The organism is Azohydromonas sp. (assembly GCF_035325925.1).
Taxonomy (GTDB): Bacteria; Pseudomonadota; Gammaproteobacteria; order Burkholderiales; family Burkholderiaceae_C; genus Calidifontimicrobium.
The window spans coordinates 16,345-42,250 of sequence record NZ_DAOKZA010000032.1 but is presented as its reverse complement, the minus strand read 5'-3'; the positions used below and the strand labels follow the sequence as shown (position 1 = coordinate 42,250).

Annotated in this window: 25 protein-coding genes; 13 read left to right on the top strand and 12 right to left on the bottom strand. The window is 75.0% G+C overall.

What is annotated here, in order from left to right; genetic code table 11:
• The 3 genes from PKC53_RS12670 to PKC53_RS12660 form a co-directional block, all read right to left on the bottom strand.
• On the bottom strand, positions 1-1,154 hold a 1,154-nt coding region (locus PKC53_RS12670), incomplete at its 3' end, for a peptidase M61 (protein WP_324429106.1).
• 28 nt (positions 1,155-1,182) lie between these two features.
• A complete protein-coding gene (locus PKC53_RS12665) occupies positions 1,183-1,908 on the bottom strand; it encodes a DsbC family protein (RefSeq protein ID WP_324429104.1) in 726 nt (241 codons plus the stop codon).
• Between the two features lie 13 nt (positions 1,909-1,921).
• The gene (locus PKC53_RS12660) at positions 1,922-3,037 is read right to left on the bottom strand and encodes an FAD-dependent monooxygenase (protein ID WP_324429102.1); all 1,116 of its coding nucleotides are present in this window, start codon (positions 3,035-3,037) and stop codon (positions 1,922-1,924) included.
• 121 nt (positions 3,038-3,158) lie between these two features.
• Between PKC53_RS12660 and PKC53_RS12655 the strand changes: the two genes are divergently transcribed.
• Genes PKC53_RS12655 through PKC53_RS12645 form a run of 3 tightly spaced genes read left to right on the top strand, consistent with a single transcriptional unit; the run spans position 3,159 to position 4,875 of the window.
• Positions 3,159-3,950, top strand: coding sequence for a dienelactone hydrolase family protein (locus tag PKC53_RS12655; protein WP_324429100.1), 792 nt, complete (start codon positions 3,159-3,161; stop codon positions 3,948-3,950).
• 27 nt (positions 3,951-3,977) lie between these two features.
• Positions 3,978-4,457, top strand: a complete 480-nt coding sequence (locus PKC53_RS12650; protein ID WP_324429098.1) for a TerB family tellurite resistance protein — start codon at positions 3,978-3,980, stop codon at positions 4,455-4,457.
• Positions 4,450-4,875: a DUF1810 domain-containing protein gene (locus PKC53_RS12645; protein WP_324429097.1), complete on the top strand. Its 426-nt coding sequence runs from the start codon at positions 4,450-4,452 to the stop codon at positions 4,873-4,875. Before PKC53_RS12650 ends, PKC53_RS12645 begins: the two co-directional genes overlap by 8 nt.
• Before the next feature lie 559 nt (positions 4,876-5,434).
• Here PKC53_RS12645 and PKC53_RS12640 read toward each other — a convergent pair.
• On the bottom strand, positions 5,435-6,175 hold the full coding sequence (locus tag PKC53_RS12640) for a response regulator (RefSeq protein ID WP_324429095.1): 741 nt from the start codon (positions 6,173-6,175) through the stop codon (positions 5,435-5,437).
• Between the two features lie 217 nt (positions 6,176-6,392).
• Here PKC53_RS12640 and PKC53_RS12635 point away from each other — a divergent pair, with 217 nt between their 5' ends.
• The 7 genes from PKC53_RS12635 to PKC53_RS12605 all read left to right on the top strand — a co-directional run bounded on the left by PKC53_RS12635 (position 6,393) and on the right by PKC53_RS12605 (position 12,981).
• Positions 6,393-7,367: a hypothetical protein gene (locus PKC53_RS12635; RefSeq protein ID WP_324429093.1), complete on the top strand. Its 975-nt coding sequence runs from the start codon at positions 6,393-6,395 to the stop codon at positions 7,365-7,367.
• Positions 7,368-7,435: 68 nt separating this feature from the next.
• On the top strand, positions 7,436-7,702 hold the full coding sequence (locus tag PKC53_RS12630) for a DUF1127 domain-containing protein (RefSeq protein ID WP_324429092.1): 267 nt from the start codon (positions 7,436-7,438) through the stop codon (positions 7,700-7,702).
• A gap of 17 nt (positions 7,703-7,719) precedes the next feature.
• Positions 7,720-8,889, top strand: a complete 1,170-nt coding sequence (locus PKC53_RS12625) for an MFS transporter (RefSeq protein ID WP_324429090.1) — start codon at positions 7,720-7,722, stop codon at positions 8,887-8,889.
• Positions 8,890-8,904: 15 nt separating this feature from the next.
• A complete protein-coding gene (locus PKC53_RS12620) occupies positions 8,905-9,468 on the top strand; it encodes a GNAT family N-acetyltransferase (protein WP_324429088.1) in 564 nt (187 codons plus the stop codon).
• Positions 9,469-9,528: 60 nt separating this feature from the next.
• Positions 9,529-10,149: a cyclic nucleotide-binding domain-containing protein gene (locus PKC53_RS12615; RefSeq protein ID WP_324429086.1), complete on the top strand. Its 621-nt coding sequence runs from the start codon at positions 9,529-9,531 to the stop codon at positions 10,147-10,149.
• Positions 10,150-10,281: 132 nt separating this feature from the next.
• Entirely contained in the window at positions 10,282-12,129 is a 1,848-nt protein-coding gene (locus PKC53_RS12610; protein ID WP_324429084.1) for a patatin-like phospholipase family protein, read from the top strand.
• Between the two features lie 165 nt (positions 12,130-12,294).
• Complete coding sequence (locus tag PKC53_RS12605) at positions 12,295-12,981, top strand: PEP-CTERM sorting domain-containing protein (RefSeq protein WP_324429082.1); 687 nt, start codon at positions 12,295-12,297, stop codon at positions 12,979-12,981.
• On the opposite strand, the gene PKC53_RS12600 is transcribed toward PKC53_RS12605, so the two are convergent.
• The 8 genes from PKC53_RS12600 to PKC53_RS12565 form a co-directional block, all read right to left on the bottom strand.
• Entirely contained in the window at positions 12,978-15,776 is a 2,799-nt protein-coding gene (locus PKC53_RS12600; RefSeq protein ID WP_324429080.1) for a tetratricopeptide repeat protein, read from the bottom strand. The genes PKC53_RS12605 and PKC53_RS12600 overlap by 4 nt on opposite strands.
• A 254-nt stretch (positions 15,777-16,030) precedes the next feature.
• Positions 16,031-16,465 carry a hypothetical protein gene (locus PKC53_RS12595; RefSeq protein WP_324429078.1) on the bottom strand — a complete coding sequence of 145 codons (435 nt, stop codon included), beginning with the start codon at positions 16,463-16,465 and terminating at the stop codon, positions 16,031-16,033.
• Positions 16,466-16,642: 177 nt separating this feature from the next.
• Positions 16,643-18,118 (bottom strand): pyridoxal-phosphate dependent enzyme, encoded by a 1,476-nt coding sequence (locus PKC53_RS12590; RefSeq protein WP_324429076.1) that lies wholly within the window; start codon positions 18,116-18,118, stop codon positions 16,643-16,645.
• A 27-nt stretch (positions 18,119-18,145) separates the two neighbouring features.
• Positions 18,146-18,292 (bottom strand): hypothetical protein, encoded by a 147-nt coding sequence (locus PKC53_RS12585; protein WP_324429074.1) that lies wholly within the window; start codon positions 18,290-18,292, stop codon positions 18,146-18,148.
• 57 nt (positions 18,293-18,349) lie between these two features.
• Positions 18,350-18,628, bottom strand: a complete 279-nt coding sequence (locus tag PKC53_RS12580; protein WP_324429072.1) for a DUF4242 domain-containing protein — start codon at positions 18,626-18,628, stop codon at positions 18,350-18,352.
• 12 nt (positions 18,629-18,640) lie between these two features.
• Positions 18,641-19,501, bottom strand: coding sequence for a methyltransferase domain-containing protein (locus PKC53_RS12575; protein WP_324429070.1), 861 nt, complete (start codon positions 19,499-19,501; stop codon positions 18,641-18,643).
• 31 nt (positions 19,502-19,532) lie between these two features.
• Positions 19,533-19,730: a hypothetical protein gene (locus PKC53_RS12570; RefSeq protein ID WP_324429068.1), complete on the bottom strand. Its 198-nt coding sequence runs from the start codon at positions 19,728-19,730 to the stop codon at positions 19,533-19,535.
• Positions 19,731-19,875: 145 nt separating this feature from the next.
• Positions 19,876-22,854 (bottom strand): tetratricopeptide repeat protein, encoded by a 2,979-nt coding sequence (locus PKC53_RS12565; protein WP_324429066.1) that lies wholly within the window; start codon positions 22,852-22,854, stop codon positions 19,876-19,878.
• Positions 22,855-22,994: 140 nt separating this feature from the next.
• Between PKC53_RS12565 and PKC53_RS12560 the strand changes: the two genes are divergently transcribed.
• From PKC53_RS12560 to PKC53_RS12550, 3 genes are all read left to right on the top strand, one after another.
• A complete protein-coding gene (locus PKC53_RS12560; protein WP_324429064.1) occupies positions 22,995-23,822 on the top strand; it encodes a class I SAM-dependent methyltransferase in 828 nt (275 codons plus the stop codon).
• 93 nt (positions 23,823-23,915) lie between these two features.
• Positions 23,916-25,133, top strand: a complete 1,218-nt coding sequence (locus PKC53_RS12555) for a vanadium-dependent haloperoxidase (protein WP_324429062.1) — start codon at positions 23,916-23,918, stop codon at positions 25,131-25,133.
• Positions 25,134-25,143: 10 nt separating this feature from the next.
• Complete coding sequence (locus PKC53_RS12550) at positions 25,144-25,842, top strand: GNAT family N-acetyltransferase (protein WP_324429060.1); 699 nt, start codon at positions 25,144-25,146, stop codon at positions 25,840-25,842.
• Positions 25,843-25,906: the final 64 nt, after the last annotated feature.

The following is a 25,906-nucleotide window of genomic DNA, read 5'->3' as shown; positions in this document are numbered from 1 at the left end:
CCCTTGGTGTAGTAGCTGACGGTGGCGTTGGGCGTGTTCTCGTCGGGGCGGTAGTACTTGACCCAGGCGTCGAAGCTGGCCTGCGCGACGCTTTGCAGCGCGCGCCCGGGCGTGGCGTGCACGCCGTCGATCGCCTTGGCCAGCAGCTTCAGGTAGCGCGGCTCGTCGATCAGGCCGGCGCGCACCAGCATCAGGTCGTCGTAGTACGAGGTGAAGCCCTCGAAGAACCACAGCAGCGAGGTGTAGTTCTCGCGCGTGTAGTCGATGCTCGCCAGCTCGGCCGGGCGCAGCCGCTTGACGTTCCAGGTGTGGAAGTACTCGTGGCTGATCAGCCCGAGCAGCGTGACGTAGCCGTCGGACAGCGCGCCCTGGCCCGGCGCGTCGCGCCGCGGCAGGTCGCGCCGCGACGCGATCAGCGCGGTGCTCGCGCGGTGCTCGAGCCCGCCGTAGCCGTCGTCGGTGGCGTGCAGCATGAACACGTAGCGCGCGAACGGCACCTCGCGCCGCCGCCGGCCGTGCCACAGCGCGATCTGTGCCTCGCAGATGCGCCGCGCGTCGGCGAGCAGCCGCTCGCCGTCGAAGCCAGGCCAGGCGCCGGTGACGACGAACTCGTGCGGCACGCCGGCAGCGTCGAACCGCCCGCGCCAGAACCGGCCCAGGGTGAACGGGTGGTCGACCAGCTCGTGGTAGTCGGCGGCCACCCAGGCGCGCCCGCGCCCCGGCTGGGCCGGCATCGCGGTGGCCACCTGCCAGCCGTGCGGCAGGGCGCCCAGCGTCAGCGCGTGCGCTTCGGCCTCGCGGCCCTCGACGCGCAGGCACACGCTGGTGCCGTTGAAGAAGCCGCGCTCGGCGTCGAGGAAGGAGGTGCGCACCGAGGTGTCGAACGCGTAGACGGTGTAGCGCACGACCAGGGCCGAGCTGCCTTCGCACGCCGCCTGCCAGCTGGTCTTGTCGAGCTGCGTCAGCGCCACCGCGCGCCGCCCCTGATGCGCCTCGAGCGCCGACAGGTGGCGGCCGAACTCGCGCACCATGTAGCTGCCGGGGATCCACACCGGCAGGCTCAGCCGCTGCACGGCCGCCGGGCGCGGCACCGTCAGCGTGACGCGCCACAGGTGTGCGTGCGCGTCGGCGATCTCGACGTGGTAGCCGATCACGGCGCCTGCTCGCCTCGCGCGGTGCGCCTCAGGACTTGCCGCGCGCGGCGAGCTGCTTCTCGAGCTCGGCGGCCGACACCGCGCCCGGCGTGCGCGTGCCGTCCTCGTAGACGATCGCCGGCGTGCCCTGCACGCGGTGCTTCTGCCCCAGCGCGACGTTGCGCGCGAGCGCCGCGTCGTCACACTTGCCGGCGACCTTGGGCGGCGCGATGCCGTCGAGCATCCAGTCGCGCCAGGCCTTCATCGGGTCCTTCGCGCACCAGATCGCGCGCGACTTCTCGTTCGAGTCGGCGCCGAGGATCGGGTACAGGAAGGTGTAGACCGTCACGTCCTTGACGTTGACGAGGTCGCGCTCGAAGCGCTTGCAGAAGCCGCAGTTCGGGTCGGCGAACACCGCGATGCGGCGCGCGCCGCTGCCCTGCTTGACGACCATCGCGTCCTTCAGGGGCAGGCTCGCGAAGTCGATCGCGGTGAGCTTGTTGATGCGTTCCTCGGTCAGGTTGGTGCGCGTGCGCGTGTCGAAGATCGCGCCCTGCACGATGTGGTCGCCGCGCTCGTCGGTGTAGAGCACGTCGGTGCCGATGCGCACCTCCCACAGGCCGGGCAGCGGTGTCTTCGTGACCTCGTCGATCTTCGGCAGGCTCGGCAGCCGCTCGGCGAGGTTCTTGCGGATCACCGCCTCCTGCGCGCCCGCGGCGACGGCGACGAGGCACAGCAGCGCGGCGGCAGCGGCGCGCGACAGGGACGACTTCATCGGGTACGGTCCTTCAGGTTCCGAGCGCGCGGGCGGTGAGCCAGCGCTTGAGCGGGGGCAGATGATCCACCAGATCCAGGCCGAGGTTGCGCAGTTCCCTGACGCCGGGCAGGTCGGAAGCGAACAAGTGCAGCAATCCGTCGGTGACCAGCGCCATCTCGCGCGTCGGTGCGGCGCGTTCGCGCGCGTAACGCGCGAGCAGCCGCTCGTCGCCGAGCGCGCGCCAGCCTTCGCGCTGCACCAGCACGCGCGACAGCGCCTCGACGTCGCCCAGCCCCAGGTTCAGGCCCTGCCCGGCGAGCGGGTGCACGACGTGCGCGGCGTCGCCGAGCAGCACCCAGCCCGGGCCCGCGACGCGCTCGGCGCGACCGACCATCAGCGGCCAGCCGGCGCGCTGGCCGTCGCCGGCCAGCGTCAGCGTGCCGGCCTCGCCGCCGGTGGCGTCGTTCAGCGCCGCCTCGAACGCCTGCGCGTCGGCGTCCAGCAGCTCGCGCGCGCGCGCCTCGGGCAGCGACCACACCAGGCCGTAGCCGCAGCCGCGCTGCGCGCGGTCGAACGGCAGGAGCGCGAGCACGTCGGGCGCGCGGAACCACTGCCGCGCGACGCCGGCGTGCGGCTGCGACGCCACCAGCCGCGCCGCGACCGCGGTGTGGCCGTAGTGGTGCACGGCGAAGCCGATGCCCAGCCGCTCGCGGCCGGCGGAGAACTTGCCGTCGCACCACGCGTGCAGCCGCGCACGCGGCGACGCGTCGGCGGCCAGCGCATGCACGCGCGGCGCGAAGCGCACCGCGTCGGCCAGGGTCGCCTCGAGCGCAGCGGCGTCGACGATGTGCGCCAGCTGATCGACATGCTGGGTCCACGCCGAGAACTCGATGCGGCTGGCGAGCGCGTCGCCGTGCACGCGCATCTCGTGCACCGCGGTCGCCGCGTCGGCGGGCAGTTGCGCCCACACGCGCAGGCGCTGCAGCAGCGCGACCGACGCGGCGTTGAGTGCGTAGGCACGCAGGTCGGTGCCGGCGCGTGGCGGCGGCGCGAGCAGCGCCACTTCCAGCCCGTGCGACGCCAGTTCGAGCGCCAGCGTGTGGCCGACGATGCCGCCGCCGTGCACCGCGACGTCGCAGGAATCCATCAGACCATTGTAGGCAGCGCCTCGCGCACCCGCGGGGCGAACGGCCATGTGCCGGGGCCGGCTATGCTCGGCACCCGGAGCCGTCGCCCGACCCGCCCCCGGAACCCCGAACCACCCGCCGATGCGCGCTGCCGCCGTCCTGCTGCTTGTCCTCGCGCTGGCCGACACCGCCGGCGCGCAGACCGCGCCTGCGCTGGAGCGCACCGTCGTGCGCCACGGCGACCAGGAGGTGCCCGTGGAGGTCGCGCGGCCGGCCGGCAACGGCCCCTGGCCGGCGGTGTTCTACATCCACGCGCGCCGCGGCTTCGAGGACGTCGACCGCGAGCACATGCGCGCGCTGGCGCGCGACGGCTTCCTGGTGCTCGCCCCCGACTGGATCCGCGCGCAGATGCTCGAGCGCTGGCCCGACCGCCACGTGCCCGAGACCGAGGACGACGTCGCCGCCGCGTTCGCGACGCTCGTCGCGCACCCGCAGGCCTGCCGGCAGCCGGTGGGCATCGTCGCCAAGTCGCGCGGCCCGTACTTCGCGATCAGGATCGCGGCGCAGCGCCCGGCCGACGTCGCGGCGATCGTCGCGTACTACGGCCACTTCCAGCACCCCAACGCGCCCGAGCCGCAGCAGCTGTTCGGCATCGCGCCCGAGGTGATGCGCATCACGTCGCCGACATTGATGCTGATCGGCGACGCCGACTTCGAGCTGCGCCGCATCGTCAACGGCCGCGCGTTCTACGCCTTGTGGGAGCGCGGCGTGCCGGTGCAGATGCAGATGTACCCGATGGCGCGTCGCGCCTTCGACTTCCGCGCCGACCAGACGCCCGAGGAGAAGATCGCCACGCGCCACGCCGCCGCCGCCGAACGCGACTGGCTGCGCCGGCACATGCGGCTGCCCGCCCCCGGGCGCTGCGCGGACTGAACGGCGCGCACGAACCCCGTTGCACCGATGCTGCGAACACTCAAGGACCTGTTCGACGCGATGCTGCCGCCGCAGCCCGGCGCGCCGCCGGCCGACGCCGAGCACCAGCTGCAGCTGGCCACCGCGGTGCTGCTGGTGGAGGTGCTGCGCACCGCGCCCGACGTCGGCGCGGCCGAGCGTCGCGCCGTGGTCGACGCGCTGAAGGACAAGTTCGCGCTCGCCGACGACGAGATCGCGCGCCTGGTCGAACTCGCCGAGCGCACCGCGCGCGACGCCAGCGACTACTACGCCTTCACGTCGCGCATCAACGAGGGCTTCGACATGCCGCGCAAGCTGCGCATCGTCGAGCACATGTGGCGCGTCGCCTGGGCCGACGGCGCCCTCAGCGCGCACGAGCAGCACGTGCTGTGGCGCATCGCCGACCTGCTGCACGTGCCGCACGGCGCGTACATCCACGCCAAGATGCGCGCGCGCGACGCGATGGGCGGATCTCGCGACGATGGCTGACGGCGCGTTCGACCTGCGACGCTTCGTCGACGCGCAGGCACCGGTGGCGGCGCAGGTGCTCGCCGAACTGGCCGCCGGCGCGAAGACCAGCCACTGGATGTGGTTCGTGTTCCCGCAACTGCGCGGCCTGGGCCGCAGCGCGACGGCCGCGCACTTCGGCATTGCGTCGCTGGCCGAGGCGCAGGCGTACGCGCGACACCCGTTGCTCGGCGCGCGGCTGCGCGAGTGCACCGCGCTGCTGCTGGCCGCGCCCGCGGGCCGCAGCGCACGCGACATCCTCGGCGACGTCGACGCGCTCAAGCTGCGCTCGTCGATGACGCTGTTCGCGCGCGCCGACCCCGGCGAGCCGCTGTACCGCGCCGCGCTCGACCGCTTCTTCGACGGTCAACCCGACCCGCGCACGCTCGAGCGGCTGTGACGCGAGGGCGGGCGTGGCCTGTCGGCGTCGGGGCGACCAGGGTCGCCAGCACTTGGCTTGCGGGCCGAGCGTTGCGAAGGGCTCGCGTCGTTGCGGTTCGACTTTCCGGGTTGGCACGTCGCGGCAGGCGGCTCCCGCCGCGGGCTCACCCTGTGGCGGTCGGCCTTGCAGGCCGACTGCGCTGCGCTGCTCGGCCCGGGGTCGCGCGGCCTAACTCGCTGCGTTCGCCTACGGCTCACTGCGCTCGGACGACGTCCGCGAGTCAGTGCACGAAGCGCGCTCACGCGCGCCGACCCCGGCCCTGCGCTGCTCGCCGCCACACAGATCGCCCGCGACGGGTGCCGCCTGCCGCGAGGGCCATCGTGAGTGGTGCGCGACAGCGAGCACGGGCTCGCCGTCGCCGTGCTCGTCGGTGTCGCAAAGCGCCGGCCGTCGCAGGCCCCAGCAGCCGTCGCCCGCCGTCCAACGTTCAATACTGCCACGGGCCTTGGGCGCGCGCGAGGATGACGGGCCCCTGGCCGAACGCGCGACCGAACGAAACCGAGGTGCGCGGCGCCGCTCAGGCAGCGTCGGGCACGAACATGTAGCCGCCGTTGCGCACGGTGCGGATGCAGCGTGGCTCGCCGCCCGGGTCGGGTTCGACCTTGCGACGCAGCCGCCCGATGCGGATGTCGATCGAGCGGTCGAACGGCTCCCACTCGCGGTTGCGCGTGTGCTGCAGCAACTGGTCGCGCGACAGCACGCGGTTCGGGTTGGCGAGGAACACGCGGATGAGGTCGTATTCCATCGCCGTCATCGGCACCTCGGCGCCGCCGGCGCCGAGGTCGAACAGGCGGCGCGACTCGAGCTCGACCTCGCAGCGGCCGAATCGCCTGCGCTGGGCCGCCGGAGCGGCGTCGGCGGTGCGCGCGGCGGGTTCCGGGGCGCGCGCCTGCATGCGCCGCAGCACGCTCTTGATGCGAGCGAGCAGCTCGCGCGGATCGAACGGCTTGGCGATGTAGTCGTCGGCGCCGACCTCGAGGCCGACGACGCGGTCGACCGTGTCGCCCGAGGCGGTGACCATCACGATGCCCAGGTCGTAGTGCGCGCGCAGGAAGCGCGCCAGCGTCAGCCCGTCCTCGCCGGGCAGGCGCAGGTCGAGCAGCACCAGGTCGGGCAGCTCGCGCTCGATCTCGGTGCGCATCGTCTGACCGTCGCCGGCCATGCGCACCGCGAAGCCGTGGCCTGCGAGGTACTCGCGCAGCATCTGGCGCACCGACGCGTCGTCGTCGACGATCAGCAGGTTGCCGGCGGAGCCCATGGCGCGGGATTGTGCCGCCGCGCCCCGCGCTGGGGAATGCCGCAATACAAAGCGGCAACACGAGCGTCGCCGCGCCGGCGCGCCGCAGCCCCGCGGATACACCGGCGCAACACGCGCGACCGGCGCGCCATCGTGCGATTACCGCCGCCGCCCACAGTCTCGCCATGCCCGATGGCGTGGTGCCGTCGGGACGACCCCCGAACCCGAGGAGCCCGACATGCACACCGTCACCCCGACCACCGATGCGCGTTACGCCAAGGTCATCGAAGTCTCCAAGCGCGTGCGCTGGGACATCGAGCGCGACCTGATCCGTGGCCGCCACTTCGACTACGGCAAGACCTTCCTGCCCAGCGGCCTGTCGCTGGTGCACGAGCTGCCGTTCCTGTCCGCCGAGGACAAGCGCCTGCTCAGCCAGGTGCAGGGCCGCACCTATGCGTACATCTTCGGCCTCGTCGAGCGCTTCATCGGCGCCAAGGTGCTCCAGCTCGGCCAGGAGCAGGCGCTGGGCGACCAGGTCGCGCTCGAGGCGCTGGTGCGCATGACCGACGAGGAGATCAAGCACCAGGAGCTGTTCCGCCGCATCGAGGCGACGATCGGCGCCGACATGCCGAGCGGCTACGAGATGACCGCCGACGCCAACGCGGTGGCCCAGGCGGTGCTGGCCTCCAGCACCTGGGCGGTGCTCGCGCTGACGCTGGACATCGAGCTGTTCACGCAGGCGCACTACCGCGCCAGCATCGAGCCGCAGGCCGACCTGTGCCCGCTGTGGAAGGACGTGTTCCTGTTCCATTGGAAGGAGGAGTCGCAGCACGCGATCCTCGACGAGATCGAGCTGCGCAAGGAGGACGCCAAGCTGAGCCCCGCGCAGCGCGACGCCGCGGTGGGCGAGCTGATCGCGCTGGTCGGCGCCGTCGACGGCATCCTGCAGGCGCAGGCGCGCGCCGACGCGCGCTACTTCACCGCGATCGCCGGGCGTGACTTCAGCGACGCGCAGCTCGAGCAGGTGCATGCGCTGGTGCTCAAGGCGTACCGCTGGCAGTACATCGTCTCGGGGGTCATGGAGCCGCGCTTCCAGGGCGTGCTGTTCTCGCTGATCGACGAAGCGCAGGCCGCGCGCGTGCACGACGCACTGGCGCCGCTGACCTACGCGGTGCCGCAGCAGCCCGAAGTGCCGATGCCGATGGCGGCCTGAACGCCGCGCGCCGAGGTCGCGCGCCGCGCGGCCGCGACGTCGTGGCGCGTGGCGAAGGAGACGAAGACATGACCCTGCCGATCCCGGCCGCGCGCCCCGCGTGCGGCGACCTCTGGCGCGCCGCGGCCCGCGGCGTGCAGCGGCTGGCCGCCCGCTGGCAGCGCTGGCGCGCCTGGGTGCGCACGCGCCGCGCGATCGAGCGCCTCGACGACGCGGCGCTGCGCGACCTCGGCTTCTCCCGCGCCGAGGCCGCGTCGCTGGCCGCCGAGCTGCACGGCCTGGCCCCCGCCACGCGCAGCGCGGTCGAGCGGCACGCCGGCGCGGGGTCGCGATGAACGCCTCGGCGTGGCGCGTGACCCTGGCCGCCGCGGCGCTGATGGCGCTGATCACCGGCGGTCGCTCGGCGTTCGGGCTGTTCGTCTCGCCGCTGAACACCGCGTCGGGCCTGGGGCTGGCGACGCTGAGCTTCGGCCTGGCGCTGGGCCAGCTGGCGGTGGGCTTCACGCAGCCGCTGGTCGGCGCGCTGGCCGACCGGCTCGGCGCGGCGCGTGTGATCGTCGTCGCTGCGGCGCTGCTGGCGCTGTGCACCGCGCTGCCGGCGTGGTCGCCGACGCCGGCGCTGCTGATGCTGTCGCTGGTCGCCGGCGCGGTGGCCGGCAGTGCGGTGGGCAGCAACGGGCTGCTCATCGGCGAGGTGAACCGCGCGGTGCCGCCCGAGCGCGCCGGCTTCGCGGTCGGCGTGGTCGGCGCCGGCGCGTCGGCGGGGCTGCTGCTGCTCGGACCCTCGACGCAGTGGGCGATCGACGCACGCGGCTGGGCCTGGGCGCTGGCCGCCACCGCGGTGCTGGGCCTGGTCGCCTGGCCGCTGGCACTGGCGATGCGCCGACCGGCCGTCGCCGTCGCGGCGCCGCGGGCGTCGGCACCGGTGGCCGACGTGCTGCGCGAGTGGCGCTTCTGGCGCGTCGCGCTGAGCTTCGGCGTGTGCGGCTTCCACATCGCGTTCCTCGCCGCGCACATGCCCGGCGTGATCGAGCGCTGCGGGCTGCCGGCGTCGCTGGCGGGCACGTGGATCGCGGTGGCGGGCGCGGCGAACGTCGCGGGCAGCGTCGCGGTCGGGCTGGCGATGCGCCGCGGCGACGCCGCCGCGCTGCTGGCGTGCATGTACGGCGTGCGCGCGCTGGGCGTCGCGGCGCTGCTGGCGCTGCCGGCCACACCGGCGGTGATGCTCGGCTTCGCGGCCGTGATGGGCGCCAGCCACATGGCGACGCTGCCGCCGACGGCGCAGCTGGTCGCGCGCCAGCACGGCGTCGAGCGCCTGGGCACGCTGTTCGGCGTGGTGATGCTGGTGCACCAGGTCGGCAGCTTCGCCGGCATCTGGTTCGGCGGCTGGGCGGCGGTGGCCACCGGCAGCGACGACCTGCTCTGGGCGGTCGACATCGCACTGGCGCTGGCAGCAGCGGCGCTGGTGCTGCCGACGACGGCGCGGCGGCGCGCCGCCGCGCTGGCCGCGCGCGCGGCCTGAACGAGGCGAGCGCCGATGGACACGACCGCGAGCCGTGACGCCGCGCCGCCGTGGCGGCTGCGCCGCGCCGGGGCCGACGACATCGACGCGCTGCAGCGATTCGTCGCGGCGCTGTCGCTGCGCACGCGCGTGCAGCGGTTCTTCGCGCCGCTGCGCGAGCTGCCGGCCGAACTCGTCGAGCGGCTGCGCCGCGGGGACGCGCGGCACCGCTTCGTCGTCGCGGAGTCGACGGGCGATGCCACCGTCGTCGCGCTCGGCGACGTCGCCTGGACCGCCTCGCCGCCCGCGCCGTGCGCCGAGCTCGGACTGGTGCTGGCCGACGCCTGGCAGGGCCGCGGACTGGGCCGAGCGCTGCTCGAGCGGCTGGCCGCCGAGGCGGTGCGCGGCGGCGCGCGCGAGGCGCTGCTCGAGGTGCTGGCGACGAACCGCGCGATGCTCTCGCTGGCGGCGCGCTGCGGCTTCGCGCTGGCCGCGCACCCCGGCGACGACGAGCTGGTGCTGGCCACCCGCCGCCTGGATCCGGCGCCCGCAGCACCGCCTCGGCCGGCGCGGCGCGGCGTCGCCACCCACCCTGCCTGAGGCGCCGCGGTGCCGGCTTCCACTACAGTGGGGGCCGTCTCACGCACCGCCGCAACCCGCATGGACCCCAGCATCGGCTACGCATTCGGCTTCGTCGGGGCGGCGCTGATGCTGGCGAGCTACATGATGAAGAGCATGCTGCCGCTGCGCGTCGTCGCGCTGGTGGCCTGCGTGTTCCTCGTCGTGTACGGTGCGTTCTTCTCGGCGCTGCCGACGCTGCTGCTGTACGCGGCGCTGATCCCGATCAACATCAAGAAGACGCTGCAGATCCGCAAGCTGGTGGCGTCCATCGAGCGGGCAAAGGCCGACGAACCGGTGTCGAAATGGCTGCTGCCGCACATGACGCGGCGCACCGCCGCCGCCGGCACGACGCTGTGGCGCCAGGGCGACGAGGCCACCGAGATGCTCTACCTCGATTCCGGGCGGCTGCGCCTGGTCGAGCACGACGAGGTGCTCGACGCCGGCGCGCTGGTCGGCGAGATCGGGCTGTTCGCGCCGGACCACCGGCGCACCCTGTCGCTGGTGTGCGAGACCGACTGCGTGCTGTACGCGCTGTCGGGCGAGGCGATGCAGCAGCTGTACTTCCAGAGCCCGAAGCTCGGCTTCCACGTGATGCGGCTGATCGTCGCGCGCCTGATGCACGACACCGACAGGGCACGCGCCGCCGCGGCGGCGCACTGAACGCGTCCGGGCCGGCGCGGCCCGTGCGCGTCGATCTGAGGTGCAGGGTCGCAGGGCCGCGTGCGCTCGGGCCGCGGTGCAGCGCCGGCGCTCGGCTACAGTGCCCGCCCGACCTCCTGCGATGCGATGCCGATGCCCACCGACGACGACCCGCCCGGCTACCTCGAAGCGCTGCTGCTGCGGCACCTGCAGGCGGTGCTGCCCGACATCGGGCCGGCCGCGCTGACGCGGCTGCGCGCGCAGATGACCTGGGTCGAGATCGCCGGCGGGCAGACGCTGATGGCGCAGGGCGAGCCCGGCGACGCGATGTACCTGCTGGTCAGCGGGCGGCTGCGCACCTACATCCGGCAGGACGACGGCTCGCAGCGCGTGGTGCGCGAGGTCTCGCGCGGCCAGGTGGTCGGCGAGATGAGCCTGTACACCGACGAGCCGCGCTCGGCCACGCTGGTGGCGATCCGCGACTCGGTGCTCGCGCGCCTGGGCAAGGACGAGTTCCACCAGCTGCTGGCGCTGAGCGCGCAGGCGTCGATCGCGCTGACGCGGCAGATCATCCGCCGGCTGCAGACCGAGGGCGAGCGCTCGACGCTCGACCGCCCGGTGACGATCGGCCTGGTGCCGGTCACCGCCGGGGTCGACCGGGCCGGTTTCGGTGCGTCGCTGGCGGCGCAGCTGCAGCCGATGGGGCGCGTCGCGATCGTCGACGGCGCGCGGCTGGACGCCGAGCTCGGCGCGCCGGGCATCAGCACGCGCGAACTGGGCGACGCCGACGCGAACCGCCGCGTCGCGGTGCGGCTCGACGAGATCGAGGCCGAACACGACTTCGTGCTGCTGCTGTCCGACGACACCGACACGCCGTGGACCGTGCGATGCACCCGCCATGCCGACGAGCTGCTGCTGCTCGCCGACGCCGACGCGCCGCCGGCGCTGCACCCCATCGAGCAGCGTTGCCTGATGCGCCGGCCGGCGCACACCGATGCCACCGAGGTGCTGGTGCTGCTGCACCCCGCCGACCGGCGTGCGCCGCGCGGCACGCGCGCCTGGCTGGCGCGCCGGCCGGTGGCCGACCACGTGCACGTGCGCCCGGCGCTGGAGCGCGACATGGCGCGGCTGGCGCGGCTGGAAAGCCGCACCGCCAACGGGCTGGTGTTCGCCGGCGGCGGCGCGCGCGGGCTGGCCCACCTGGGCGTGGTGCGCGCGTTGCAGGAGCGCGGCATCGAGATCGACGTGGTCGGCGGCACCAGCATCGGCTCGGTGATGGCCACCTACGTGGCGTCGGACCAGCCGCTGGACGCGGTGATGGACAACGCGCGGCGCGCCTTCGGCAGCAATCCCACCGGCGACTTCAACCTGCTGCCGATGGTCTCGCTGATCAAGGGCCGGCGGCTGCGGCGCGTCGTCGGCGAGGCACTGAACGGGCTGGTGGGCGCCGAATGCGACGCCGAGGACTTGTGGAAGGGCTGGTTCGCGGTCGCGACCAACTACTCGAAGGCCAGCGAGCAGGTGCTGCGCCACGGGCCGCTGCTGCAGGGCCTGCTGGCGAGCATCGCGATCCCCGGCGCGCTGCCGCCGGTGATCCGCGACGGTGACCTGCTGTGCGACGGCGGCACCTTCAACAACTTCCCGGCCGACGTGATGCGCCGGTGGCGCGGCGTGGGCCGCGTGATCGGCGTGGACCTCGGCGCGCGCCACCTGCGCCGCCTCGAGCACGACGACGTGCCCGGCACCTGGGCGCTGCTGCGCGACCGGCTGCGCCCGCGCGCGCGGCGCCGCTACCGGCTGCCGTCGCTGCCGAACTACCTGATCAACGTCACCATCCTGTACAGCATGTCGCGCCAGCAGCGCGCGCGCGCGCTGACGCAGCTGTACTTCAACCCGCCGCTGCCACGCGTGGGCATGCTCGACTGGAGGCGTTTCGACAGCATCGTCGCGCAGGGGTACGCGCATGCGGTGGAGGTGCTCGACCGCACCACCATCGACTGACCGGCACGCGATTGTCGGCGGGATTGACATGACGCCGTTGCGGGGATGCGGGTGGCACCGCCGCGTGGGTCAACAGATACCGTGGAATCAAGCACTTGGCGCGGGTGGCAGAGTCCTCGGAACGTTTCTTGCATGGTCGTGCCGTTCAACCAATAAGGACGGCAGATGCCTTACTCGTCGTTGAGGAGCACCCTCACGCGTGCGCTCGGTGTGCTGATCCTGACCTTCGTGGTCTGCGCGCCGTCGCACGCCATCTACGTGGTCGGCAAATGGGATCCGGCCTATGGCTCGCCGTTCACCAACCTGGGCTGGCGCGGCGAGGTCAAGGTCGACGTCCCGGCCGCGTGCTTGGCGCAGCCGGGCCCGGCCGGCTACCCCGTGGCGGGGCTGTGCGCCCCCGTCACGGTGGTCGATGCCACCGTTGAGTTCTACGACACGACCGACTTGTTGCAGGCGACGATCGAGACGCTGGACTTCACTGCCTCGCTGGTGGTGACGGACGTCGGCCTGGCGGCGTCGGGCGTGCCGCTGGGCATCATCGCGTCGTCGGGACCCGTGCTTGCCGACGAAACTGCGCTGGCGATGTTCGAGGGGGTCTACGCCGCGTTCGTGCTGGCGCTCGATTTCACGCTCGTCGACGGTCCCTCAGCGTCGCTGTCCTGGAGCGTGGATGCTTCCATCTGCGACGCCAATCCGTACCTCGAGCCCGAAGACTGCTCAGGGGTCAACAACGAGGCGCCGGTGGTGAGCTTCTCGGTGGTCCCGGAGCCGGGCTCGCTCGTGCTGGCCGGCGTCGCGATCGGCGGCCTGCTGCTCGCTGGCCGCCGCCGCGGACGGGCCGGGGGTTCCTAGGCCTGCTGCGGGGCCACCGCCAGCGCGGCGTCGTAGGCGGTCGCGAGGGCCCAGCTTTCGCCTTGCGCCCACGCGGCTCGGTAACCGGCATCGCCCAGGCGCTCGTGCAGCGCAGCCTCGCGCGCAACCGACTGCGCCTCGAGGTAAGGCGCCCGGGCCAGTCCGAGCACCGCACGTGCGGCCACGGCGGCTGCGCGCAGGTGCACCGCGGTGTCGTCCTGACCCAGTTCGGCGGCGAGGTCCGCGTGGTCCTCCAGGCCGACGATCAGGTCGCGCCGCATTTCGTAAGCGCGGAACGCGCGCAGCGCGTCGCCGAGTTGACGATGGGCGGTCTCGAGGTCGCCGGCATGCAGGGCATGGCGGCCCAGCGCGCCCAGCGCACGCGCCTCACCGCTGCGGTCACCCGCCTTGCGGCAGCTCTGCAACGAGGCCTGCAGGTGCGCCAGTGCCGTCGCGGCGTCGCCTTCGGCCTGCGCGACTTCCGCCAGCAACCACTCGCACTCGCCTTCCATCTCGAGATAAGCGCGTTCGCGCGCGACGACACGCGCGTGCAGTGCGTATTCGCGGGCCTGCGTCGTTTGCCCCAGGTGCAGTGTGATGTGCGCCAGGTGCGGCAGGGCGATCGCCTCGCCGAGGCGGTGCGAGAGTTGTCGAAACAGTTCCAGCGCCTCCTGCTCGGCCGATAGCGCCTCGTGGGGTCGCCCGATGGCCAGCAGCGCCATCGACAGCGTCGACAACGTCTCTGCCGTGCCGGCCGTGTCTTGCGCCTGCCGCCGCAACGCCAGGCAGGTCTTTAGCAGCCGACAAGCCTCGGCGGCGTCGCCTTGCGCGTCGGCGAGCACGGCGGCGACGTAAAGGATGTGCGCCCGCGCCACGTCCGACGCCTGCACCGCGGGCAGCTCGAGCGCCGCCTGCACGTGCGCGCGTCCCTCGGCGAGCCGCCCGCGCATGACCCAGAAGCCCTGCAGCGCCACCGGCAGCTTGGCCGCGAGCATCGGGTCCGCGTCGCCGCGGCGCGCGGTGGCGATCGCGGCGCGCAGGTTGTCGAGGTCGGCTTCGCCGCGCCGGGCCCATTCGGGCTGTTGCGGGCCCTGCAGTCCGTCGCGCACCTGGCGCGCGAGCGCCCAGAAGTGCTCGCAGTGCCGCGCCGCGATGGCCGCCGCATCGCCGCTGGCGTCGAGCTTCTCCCGCGCGTACTCGCGCAGCGTCTCGAGCATGCGGTAGCGCGTGCCGTCGGCGCCGCGGTCGGGCATCACCAGCGACTTCTCGACCAGCGAGTCGACCAGGTCGACGACGTCCAGCGGGTCGATCGGGTCGACGCCGCACACCGCCTCGGCCGCCGTCAGGTCGAAGCCGCCGGCGAACACGCCCAGGCGCTGCAGCAGCGTCTGCTCGGGCGGCTGCAGCAGCTCGTACGACCAGTCGACCAGCGCGCGCAGCGTCTGCTGGCGCGGCTCGGCGACGCGGCTGCCGCCGGTGAGCAGCCGGTAGCGGTCGGCCAGCCGCGCGTTGATGTCGGCCACCGCCAGCGAGCGCACGCGCGCGGCGGCCAGTTCGATCGCCAGCGGGATGCCCTCGAGCCGCGCCACCAGTTCGGCGACCTGACCCACCTCGCGCGCGTCGGGCGCGAAGTCGGGGCGCTGTGCTTGCGCGCGCTCGACGAACAGCCGCACCGCGCCGGACTGCGCGAGCGCCTTTGCGTCGTCGCCGACGCCCGGCAGCGGCAGCGGCAGCACCGGGACGACGCGTTCGCCGGACACGCGCAGCACCGTGCGGCTGGTGGCCAGCACGCACAGGTCGGGCGCGGCGCGCACCAGCGCGTCGACCAGCGCCGCCGCGGCGTCGACGAGGTGCTCGCAGTTGTCGACGACCAGCAGCAGCCGGCGCTCGCGCAGCTGCGCGCACAGCGTCTGCACCAGCGGCCGGCCGGCCTCCTCCTGCACGCCCAGCAGCCGCGCCGCCTCCTCGACCACGCGCGCCGGCTCGCGCAGCGGCGCGAGGTCCAGGAACCACGCGCCGTCGGGGAACTCGGCGAGCAGTTCGGCGGCGGCCTGCAGCGCCAGCCGCGTCTTGCCCAGGCCGCCCATGGCGACCAGACTGAGCAGGCGCGCCTGGCGCAGCAGTGCCTTGATCTCGTCGATCTCGCCGCCGCGCCCGACGAACGAACTGGCCGGCCGCGGCAGGTTGTTCGGCACCTCGCGCAGCGGCAGCCAGCGATCGCCGACCCGCGCCACGCGGTATGCCTTGTCGCCGTCGGGCGGGGTCGTGCCGGGGCCGTCGGCGAGCTCGAACAGCTCGATCGGCTCGGCGACGCCCTTCACGTGCCAGTGGCCGTGCGCGCGCGGCGCCGCGCCGGCGGCGTGCAGCGCCTGCAGCGCGTCGAGCGTCAGCAGCGTCTGGCCGCCGCAGGCCAGCGCCATCACGCGCGCGGCCGTGGGCTTGGCGATGCCGTCGACCTCGATCGGCTTGGCGCCGCGCGCGACGTCGTCGGCCGGGTTCTCGCGCAGCACCACCGGCCCGACGTGCAGGCCGGCGCGTGCGCGCAGCGGCGGCTCGAGCGTGGCCAGCGCCGCGTGGTAGGCGCGCGCGTAGGCCACGGCGTCGTCGGCGCGCTCGAACATCAGCAGCATGCCGTCGGTCTTGTCGATCTCGCGCCCGCGGTGCGGCGGCAACAGCTCGCGCGCCAGCCGGTCGTGCGCGGCCCACAGCGCCGCCATCGCGTCGTCGCCCAGCGACTGCCCGAGCGCGGTGCTGTCGACCACGTCGGTCAGCAGCAGGGCACGGACTTCGTTCATCGGCAGCGCAGGCGGGGTGGGGTGGCGCGCGCATGCTACCCGTGCGCCGCGCCGGCCGCTGCACGCGGCGCCGCCCTCCGGTCGCGCCGCCGACCCCGACACCGTGCACCGGCGGGCGCGTGTCGTGCGGCGCCCCGTTGACCCGCTGCGCTGCCTGCGGTGATGCCGCGGCGACCGCGCGGCAGGCCGACCCGGGCCGCTGCGGCGCTTCGAACCGGTTCGCCGCCGGCCGGTGCGGCGGCGACGCGCGCAGCTCAGCGCGCTGCGTCCACCCCGGGTGGCGACGCGGCCGGCGCGAAGCGCAGCCTGCGGTAGAGCACGACGAGCGCCGAAGCGCTCAGGGCGGCCGCGCCGATGGCGCCGCCGCCCAGCAGGGTGGTCAGTTGCGCCAGCACGTCGGGATGGACCTCGTGCACGAACAACGTCAGTTCGAGCACCTGGTCGCTCGAGTAGCGGGCCGCCATCTCCAGCGGGATCGTCCTCGGCGCCGCGCCGTCGCGCTGCAGCAGTGGCGCGAAGGCGCCCGCGGCCACGCCCACCAGGCTCAGCGCGCCCAGCGGCCGCAGCAGACAGGCCAGCATCTCGGCGCGCAGCGGCGCGCCGGCGTGGCGGTAGATGCGCGACACCAGCCTGGCGGCCGCGACGGGCGCGGCCGGTGCCTGGGTCTGGCGGGGTCGGGTCGGTCGCATGCCGGTGCGTCTCCTTCAGCCCATGACGAGAAGGCCTCGGGATTCACCTTACTCCGATGCGCTGCTGCAGACCGTCTCCGGATGTCGCGAAATGCAAGCGGGCGACGGCACGTTCCGCCGATGGTCGACGGCGATGCGGGCGCCGCCACGGCCCGCGCGTCGCCGCCACCCGCCGCATCAGCGCGGCTGCACCCAGGCCGGCAGCAGCGAGGGCAGGTCGACGCGCGCGTCGGCGTCGAACGGCAGCGCGGCGCGGCGCAGCAGCGGCTGCAGCCGGCCTTCGCACCACGCGGCGATGGCGTCGGTGCAGCCGCCGACATGCGTGCCGGCGACGAACAGCTGCGGCAGCGTGACCGAGCCGGTGCGCGCCGCCAGCGCCGCGCGCACCGCGCCGGCCAGCGCGCCGCGCTGCAACGCCGGGTCGTCGACGTGGATCTCGTGCAGCGGCGTGCCGATGCGCTCGAACAGGCGCCGCAGCGCCCAGCCGAACTCGCACCAGCGCAGCCCGAACATCAGCGCCGGGCGACGCGCATCGGCGACGGCGGCGTCGACGAACGCGACCCCCTCGGGCGCCGGCAGCGGCCGGTTCTCGGACGCTGCGGCCGGCGTCGGCGCGTCGAAGCGCGCGCGCGGTGAACTGCGCGAGATCGCCCACTCGTCGTCGTCCATCTCGGCGGCGATGTCGGCGAACAGCGGCGTGCTCAGGTAGCGCTCGCCGGTGTCGGGCACCATCGCCAGCAGCCGGCTGCCGGCGGGCAGCGTGGCCGCCAGCCGCAGCGCGCCGGCCACCGTCGCGCCGCCCGAGATGCCGGCCAGGATGCCCTCCTGGCGGGCCAGCTCGCGCGCCACCTGCAGCGCCTCGTCGCCCGGCACGGCCACGATCCGGTCGACGAGCTTCTCGTCGAGCGCACGCTGCACCAGTGCCGGGACGAAGTCGGGCGTCCAGCCCTGCATCAGGTGCGGGCGGAACAGCGGGTGGCTGGCGGGCAGCCCGTCGACGTCGGGCGGCGGCGCGGCGATGCCGCCGGCCAGCACGGGTGCGTTGTCGGGTTCGCACACCACGACCTGCGTCGCAGGCCAGTGCCGGCGCAGCGTGCGCGCGACGCCCAGCAGCGTGCCGCCGGTGCCGCTGCCGGTGACCCAGTGCGTCGGCGGTGCGTCGGCGAAGTCGTCGAGGATCTCGACGGCGGTGCTGCGCTCGTGGGCGCGTGCGTTGGCCTCGTTGTCGAACTGGCTGGGCAGGAACCAGCCGTGCACCTGCGCCAGCTCGCGCGCCTTGGCGAGCATGCCGCTGCCCTTGAGCGCAGCGGGCGTCAGCACCACGCGTGCGCCGAGGAAGCGCATCAAGCGCCGGCGCTCGACGCTGAAGTTCTCGGCCATCACGATGACCAGCGGATGGCCCTTGCGGGCGCAGACCATCGCCAGCCCGATGCCGGTGTTGCCGCTGGTGGCTTCGACCACCGTCTGGCCGGGGCGCAGCACGCCGCGTCGTTCGGCGTCGTCGATCACCGCCAGGGCCATGCGGTCCTTGACCGAGCCCATCGGGTTGAACGCTTCGAGCTTGACGTACAGCTCGACGTGCGGCGGCGCGAGCCGTGACAGCCGCACGACGGGGGTGCGGCCGATGGTGTGCAGGATGTCGTCGTGGCGCATCGTGGGGCCCCGGTGGCGGCAGCCGTCTCAGCGCCAGCCGCGCTCGCGCTGCCTGAGCCGCAGGTCGTCGTGCCACAGCGCGCCCAGCACCGCGGCCGCGCCGACGACGGCGGTGCCCAGCAGTGCCAGCGCCGACGCCGCACCGAGCGAGTCGATCAGCATCTCGATGAACATGGCAGCTCTCCTCGAAGAGGGCGCCGCGCCCGGGCGCGGCGCCGCCTCGCGCGGCGCTCAGGCCGGCGCCAGGCTGGGGTCGATGACGGTCTTCACCGGCTCGATGCGGTCGGCCGGGAAACCCGACAGGCGCGCGTGTTCGTGGATCAGGTCCTCGTTCTCGGCGAGGTAGACGCAGTAGGTCTTGTCCTGCACGACGAACGACTCGAGCCACTGGATGCCGGTGCCCTGGCGCACCAGCACGTCCTTGGACTGCTGGGCGATGCCGCAGTAGGCGTCGGCGGGGTGGGTGCCGATGCCCGGCACGTGGCGTTCGATGATGTACTTGCGCAGCATGGTTCGACTCCTTCAGGGGGTGGATGGCCGCTGGGGCGGCCCGGGGGGAACGAGGCCCGCCGCGGCGCGCTTGCGCGCCGCCAGCGTGACCGACGAGACCGCGAGATCGCGGCCGAACTTGAGCGGCAGCGCGGTGCCGCCGAACGGGTCGTGGCGGGCGACGATGCGCCTGTCGGCGAAGCCGGCGCGCGCCAGCGCGCCGAGCAGCGCCGGTTCGCTCAGCGCGCCGCCGACGCACGCCGCCCACAGCGCGGCGTTGCCGCGCGCCAGCGGCGACAGCTCGCGGTCAAGCACCACGTCGGCCAGGTACAGCGCGCCGCCGGGGCGCAGCACGCGGTGCGCCTCGCGCAGCACCTGCAGCTTGTCGGTGGCCAGGTTGAGCACGCCGTTGGACAGCACGACGTCGACGCCGTCGTCGGGCAGCGGCAGCGCGTCGAAGCTGGCGGCGACGATCTCGACCTGCGCCGCGTGGCCGGCCGCGGCGGCCGCGTCGCGCGCGGCGTCGCGCATCGCCGGCGTCAGGTCGACGCCGAACGCGCGGCCCCGCGCGCCGGCGGCACGCAGCGCCAGCAGCAGGTCCAGCCCGGCGCCGCAGGCGTGGTCGAGCACCACGGCGCCGGCGGGCACCGGACCGGCGAGCAGCGGGTTGCCGACGCCGGCAAAACGCGCGCTGCAGCCCGCCGGCAGCGCGGCCACCGCGGCGGCGTCGTAGCCGAGCGTGTGCACCGCGTGGTCGGCGCCGACGGGGAAGTGGAAGTCGCCGGCGCGCGGGCGGCGCGCGACGCGACCGTAGGTGGCGATCACCTCGGCGCGCAGGCGCTCGGCGTCGAGCGTGGTCGGGCAGGTCCAGCCGGGGTCTTGGACGAGGTCCATCGCGGTGTCCTCCGTGGGCGCGGGCGCGCGCTCAGCACCACACCCGCGTGGCCGTGCCGCGCTGCGGCACGGCCAGCCGCTGCCAGCGCCAGACGTGGCGGCGCAGCGCCTGCCACAGCCGCGTCGCGGCGTCGGCCGACGGCCGCGGCAGTGCCGGCAGCCGGTGGGCGTCGCCGTCGTGCGGCAGCGCGGTCAAGCGCGGGCGGTGAGGATTCGGGCGGCGATGCATGACGGCTCTCCTGGCGGTGGCGGCGCGGGGCACAGCGCCGATGCAGGGCAGTCTCGGCAACGCGGGTAACCGCGTCGCGTCGCGGTGCGCGCGGGGTGTATCGATGTCGTAACGCACGCGCCGGCCGTGGCCGGCGCGGCGCCGTTCAGAGCCGGGGCGTGTCGCCCAGCAGCGCGATCAGCGGCACGTGCGCCAGAGCGGCCTCGGCGACGATGCGGTGCGCCAGGTCGTCCAGCCCGATCCCCGGCCACGGTCGCGGGACCTCGCCGGACAGGACCCACGTCGCGAGCCACGCGGCGGCTTCGTCGCGCTCGACCGCGTTCAGCCCGGGCTGGGCGACGGCGTGCGCCAGCACGCGGTGCGCGGCCGCGGCGTGGCCCTGGGCGTGCAGCAGCAGCGCGAAGCAGGTCACGCCCGACCACTGCAGCGCAGGCCGGCCCACGGCGAGCGCAAGCGTCATCGCCGCGGCGAGCTGCGCCCTGGCTTCGTCGAACGCGCCGCCGCGCACCGCCAGCCGCGCCAGCTGCAGCCGCACCGCCGACTCGAGCACGCGGTTGCCGCTGGCCGCCGCGACCTCGAGCGCACCCGCGCCGTGCCGCTGCGCCGCGTCGGCGTCGCCGGTCTTCACCGCGAGCTCGGTCAGGTTGGCCAGCGCGTAGGCGCGCGTGGCCGCCAGCCCGTGGCGGTCGCTGAGCGCCAGCGCGTCGCGCAGGTGCACGCCGGCGGTGGCGTGGTCGCCGCGGTCGAGATGCCAGGCGCCGAGGTTGTTCAGGCACAGCGCCTCGCCGGCGACGTCGCGCAGCCGGCGGAACTCGGCCAGCGCCGCGAGCGACAGCCGCCGCGCCTCGTCGTAGCGGCCGGTGGCCAGCTCGACGCGCGCCAGGTTGTCGAGCATGCCCGCGGCGTTGCGCGGGTCGGTGCCGGCCGGCGCCAGCCGCAGCGCGCGCTGGAAGTAGCGCCTGGCGTCGGCGTGCCGGCCGCGGCGCAGGCTGCAGCCGCCCAGCACCTTCAGCGCCTGCAGGCGCGCGTCGTGGTCGGCGCTGGCGCGCGCCGCCGCCAGCGCTGCGATCGCGCTGGCCTCGGCGTCGGCGTAGCGGTCGAGCCGGTACTCCAGGTGCGCCACCGTCCCCAGCAGCAGCGCGCGCAGGCGCGGCGTCGCCGCCGCGGCGTCGGACGCGGCGGCGGGGCGCAGCAGCTCCAGCCCGTCGGCCAGCCGCAGGCGGTGGTCGCAGTAGTGCATCAGCGTCGCTGCGCTGGCGGCCAGCGCGTCGATGTCGCCGTGCGCGACGGCCCAGCCCCAGGCGCGGCGGCAGTTTTCGAACTCGAGTTCGACCTGCCGCAGCGCGTCGCGGTCGCCGTCGTCGACGCGTCGGCGCAGCTGCGCGAGCAGGCCGAGGAAGTGCGACGCGTGCGCCGCCTCGGCCGCGTGGCGTGCGTCGGCGTCGGCGAAACGTTCGCCGGCGCGCTGCTGCACCAGCGCGTGCAGGTGGATGCGCTCGCCGTCCTTGATCAGCAGCGACTTGTCGGCCAGCGCCGCGAGCACCGGCAGCGGTGCCGCGGCCACCGCACGCGCCGCGTCGGCGCCGAAACCGCCGCGAAACACCGACAGGCGCACCAGCGCGTCGCGTTCGCTCGCGCCCAGCCGCTGCCAAGACTGCTCGAACACCGCGTCGAAGCTCGCGTGCCGCGCGGACCGCGCCGGGTCGACGGCGCGCAGCAGGTCGCCGCGCTGCGCCAGTTCGGCGGCGATGGCGGCGCAGGGCAGCACGCGCACCCACGCGGCGGCCAGCTCCAGCGCCAGCGGCAGGCCCTCGACCCGGCGGCAGATCTCGACCAGCGCCAGCGCGTGCGCCGCCGGCTCGAACGCCGGGTCGACGCGCTGCGCGGCGGCGGTGAACAGCCGCACCGCGTCGAAGGCCTCGATGCGGTCGGCGTCCTCGGGGTCGGGGCAGGGCAGCCCGGCCAACGGCAGCGTCCACTCGCCGGCCACGCCCAGGCGCACGCGCGAGGTGACGAGCAGCTTGACGCGCGGGCAGGCGTGCAGCAGCTGCGACAGCCGCGGCGCCGCCTCGGCGAGCTGCTCGAAGCCGTCGAGCACCAGCAGCCGCTGCTGCCCGCGCAGCGCCGCCACGGCCTCGGCGAACGGGTCGGCGGCCGTGCGGCAGCCGAGCTCGCGCGCCAGCCGGTGGCCGAGGTCGGTTGCCGCGGCCAGGTCCTCGACGGCGACGAACAGCGTGCCGTCGGCGAAACGCGCGTCGGCCTCGTGCGCCGCCTGTCGCGCCAGCGCCGTCTTGCCGACGCCGCCGGGACCGACCAGGCCCAGCAGGCGGCAGTCGTCGCGCGCGAGCAGCTCGGCGATGCGGCGCCGTTCGGCGCCGCGCCCGACGAACCCCGGCTCGGCCGCGCCGGCGTCGACCGGGCCGGCGAGCCCGCCGGGCGCGGCGATCGCGTCGTGCAGCGCCTGCAGCTCGGCGGCGGGTGACACGCCGAGTTCGGCGGCCACGCGCTGCGCGAACTGGCGGTAGGCCTGCCGCGCCGCGCCGGCCTGGCCGTCGCGCACCAGCCAGCGCATGTGCGCCTGCAGCGCGGCCTCGTCGAGCGCATCGGCGTCGAGCAGCCGCGCCGACAGCGCGATGGCGTCGGCGGCGTCGACCTCGCTGCGCAGCCACGCCAGCGCGGCGCCGCGCCAGGCCACGCGCAGTCGTTCGCGCTCGAAGTGCAGCCACGCGGTCCACGCGTCGTTGGCCGGGTCGTCGCAGCCGACCAGCAGCTCGCCGCGGTACAGCGCCAGCGCGTCGGCCGCGCGCTGCTCGCGCAACGCCGACTCGAAGTCGGCCACGTCGGTGTCGGCGTCGAGCCGCAACGCGCCGCCGGCCGACTCGATCGACGCGCCCCACGGCAGCGCCTGCAGGCGAAACAGCGTCTTGCGCAGGTTGGCGTGGGCGAGCCGGGTGTCGATGTCGGGCCACAGCAGCGCGGCCGCGTCGGTGCGCGCGGCCCAGCCGCGCTTGAGTGCCAGCCACAGCAGCAGCTGCGTGCGCCGCTCGAACGCCAGCGCCGCCGGCGTGCCCGCCTGCTCGCGCTGCGGCACGCCGAACAGCGTCAGGCGAAGCCGCCGTGTCATCGCGCGGCCCCTGGCGGCGCGCGGCGCGCGTCGTGCGCGGTGGAACGCGCGTGCAACGCCCGCCTTTGCACATTGCAGGCACCGGGCGGCGGCGACCCCGCCGACCGGCCACCCCGACCACCGTTTCGATGGAGACCTCGATGACCCCCGTCCTCACCCCCACCACCCCCGACCTCGCGGCGATCAAGCAGCGCCAGCAGGCCACCTGGGCCAGCGGCGACTTCGCCGTCATCGGCACCACGCTGCAGATCGTCGGCGAACTGCTCGCCGAGGCCGCCGACGTGCGCGCCGGCGAGCGCGTGCTCGACGTCGCCGCCGGCAACGGCAACGCGACGCTGGCCGCCGCGCGCCGCTTCGCCGACGTCACCTCGACCGACTACGTGCCGGCGCTGCTCGACAAGGGCGCGGCGCGCGCCAGCGCCGAGCAGCTGCAGGTGCGCTTCCAGGTGGCCGACGCCGAGGCGCTGCCCTTCGCCGACGCCGGCTTCGACGTCGTGCTGTCGACCTTCGGCGCGATGTTCGCGCCGGACCAGGCGCGCGTGGCCGCCGAGTTGCTGCGCGTCGTGCGCCCCGGCGGGCGCATCGGCCTGGCCAACTGGACGCCCGAGGGTTTCATCGGCCGGCTGTTCAAGATCGTCGGCGCGCACGTGCCGCCGCCGGCCGGGCTGCCCTCGCCCGCGCTGTGGGGCACCGAAGCGCATCTGGACCGGCTGTTCGGCGCCCAGGCGGCGAGCCTGCAGTGCACGCGCCGGCAGTTCCAGTTCCGCTACCGCTCGGCGGCGCACTGGCTGCAGGTGTTCCGCGACTACTACGGGCCGACCCACAAGGCCTTCGCCGCGCTCGACGCAGCCGGTCGCCAGGCGCTCGAGCGCGACGTCACCCGCCTGCTCGAGCAGTCGAACACCGCGGGCCCGGCGTCGCTCGTGATCCCCGCCGAGTACCTCGAGGTCGTCGTCGTCAAGCGCTGAGCGCCGCGTCGCGACGACCGTTCCACCCACCACCGACCCGGGCGCGAGCGTCGCTTCGCGCGGCCGCGCCCCTGCCCCGACCCGGAGCCATCCATGAAGACCCGTTTCCCCGTCCGCGCCACCGCGCTCGCGCTGGTGGCCTTGCTCGGCGCCGCTGCATCGACGCATGCCGACGTCGTCACCGACTGGAACCAGCGCGCCGGCCGCATCGTCGTCGACGCCAAGCTCGGCACGCCGCCGGCGATGCGCGTGATGGCGCTCGTGCAGACGGCCACGCTCGGTGCCCTCGAGGCCGTCGCCGGCCCGGGTGGCCCGCTGCCGCTGGCGGCCGCAGACGCCGCCGCCGCCGCGGTGGCCGCAGCCCACCGAACGATCCTGCTCAAGCTGCTGCCGGCACAGCAGGCGGCGATCGACGCGGCGTACGACGCGGCGCTGGCCCCCCTCGGCGACGCGGCGCAGCGCCGCGCCGGCGTCGCCGCCGGCGAACGCGCGGCCGCCGAACTGCTCGCCGCGCGCGCCTCGGACCCGGCCACCGCCGACGACTACCGTCCGCACACCACCCCCGGCGCCTACGTGCCCACCGCCGCGGCGGCCGCGTCGACGTGGCCGCGGCGCCGGCCCTGGCTGCTCGCACGCGCCGACCAGTTGCGCCCCGGGCCGCCGCCGGCGCTGGCCAGTGCCGCCTGGGCGCGCGACTACGACGAGGTCAAGTCGCTCGGCGCGCGCGCCAGCACCCGGCGCAGCGCCGAGCAGACCGAAGTCGCGAAGTTCTGGGAGTACTCGCTGCCGCCGATCTACTTCGGCGTCGTGCAGTCGGTGGCGCAGGCGCCGGGGCGCGACCCGGTGCGCAACGCGCGCCTGTACGCGGCCGCGGCGCAGGCGCTCGACGACGCGCTGATCGCGGTGTTCGACGCCAAGTACCACCACCACTTCTGGCGCCCGGTCACGGCGATCCGCAACGGCGACCTCGACGGCAACGACGCGACCGAGCGCGACCCCGGCTGGGTGTCGCTGATCGAGGCGCCGATGCACCCCGAGTACCCGAGCGGCCACGCGATCCTGGCCGCCGCCGTCGGCGCGGTGCTGCGCGCCGACGTCGGTGCCACGCCGCCGGTGCCGCTGGCCACGCAGAGCCCGACGGCCAACGGCGCGACGCGACGCTGGAGCCGCGTCGACGACTTCGTGCGCGAGGTCGGCGAGTCGCGCATCGCCGCCGGCATCCACTACCGCAGCGCGATCGATGCCGGCGTCGCGATGGGCGAGCACATCGGGCGCCTGGCCGCGCAGCGGCTGCTGCGCACACCGCACTGAGGAGACCGCGATGCAGGCGCGAATTCCGGCGCCGTTCGGCGCGCTCGCCGGCCGGCTCGCCGCCGCGGCGCAGGCCTGGGCCGAACGACTGCGGCGCTCGCGCGCCACCGCGCGCGCGTACGGGCAGCTCGCCGCGCTCGACGACCGCACGATCGCCGACCTCGGCCTGCGCCGCAGCGAGCTGAGTTCGCTGTGCGCGGAGGTCGAGGGCCGCGTCGAGGTCACTCGCGAGGCGGCGTGCCGGCAGCCGCCGACGTTGCGCGCCGCGCAACCCGGCGACCTGCCGGCGCTGCACGGCCTCGTGCGGGGCCTGTCGCCGGCCTCGCGCACGCAGCGGTTCTTCGCGCCGCTGCGCGAGCTGCCGCGCCAGATGGCCGCCGCGATCGAGCGGCGCGACCCGGCGCACCGCTTCGTCGTCGCGCAGGCCGAAGCCGGGCTGGTCGCGCTCGGGCAGCTGGCGATCGAAGCAGGCACGTCGCGTGGCGAGCTGGCGCTGGTCGTCGCCGACCCCTGGCAGTCGCGCGGGCTCGGGCGCCGGCTGCTCGAGCACCTGCTCGACCAGGCGGCCGGCGCCGGCGTGCGCCTGGTGGCGTTCGAGACGCTGTCGCACAACGTCGCGATGCGCCGGCTGGCGCTGCGCTGCGGCTTCACGCTGCGTGCGCACCCCGACGACGCGCGGCTGCTGCAAGGCGAGCGCGCGCTGGGCTGACCGCGCGCCGGGCGCGCGCCGGGCTGACCGCGCGCCGGGCGCGCGCCGGGCTGACCGCGCGCCG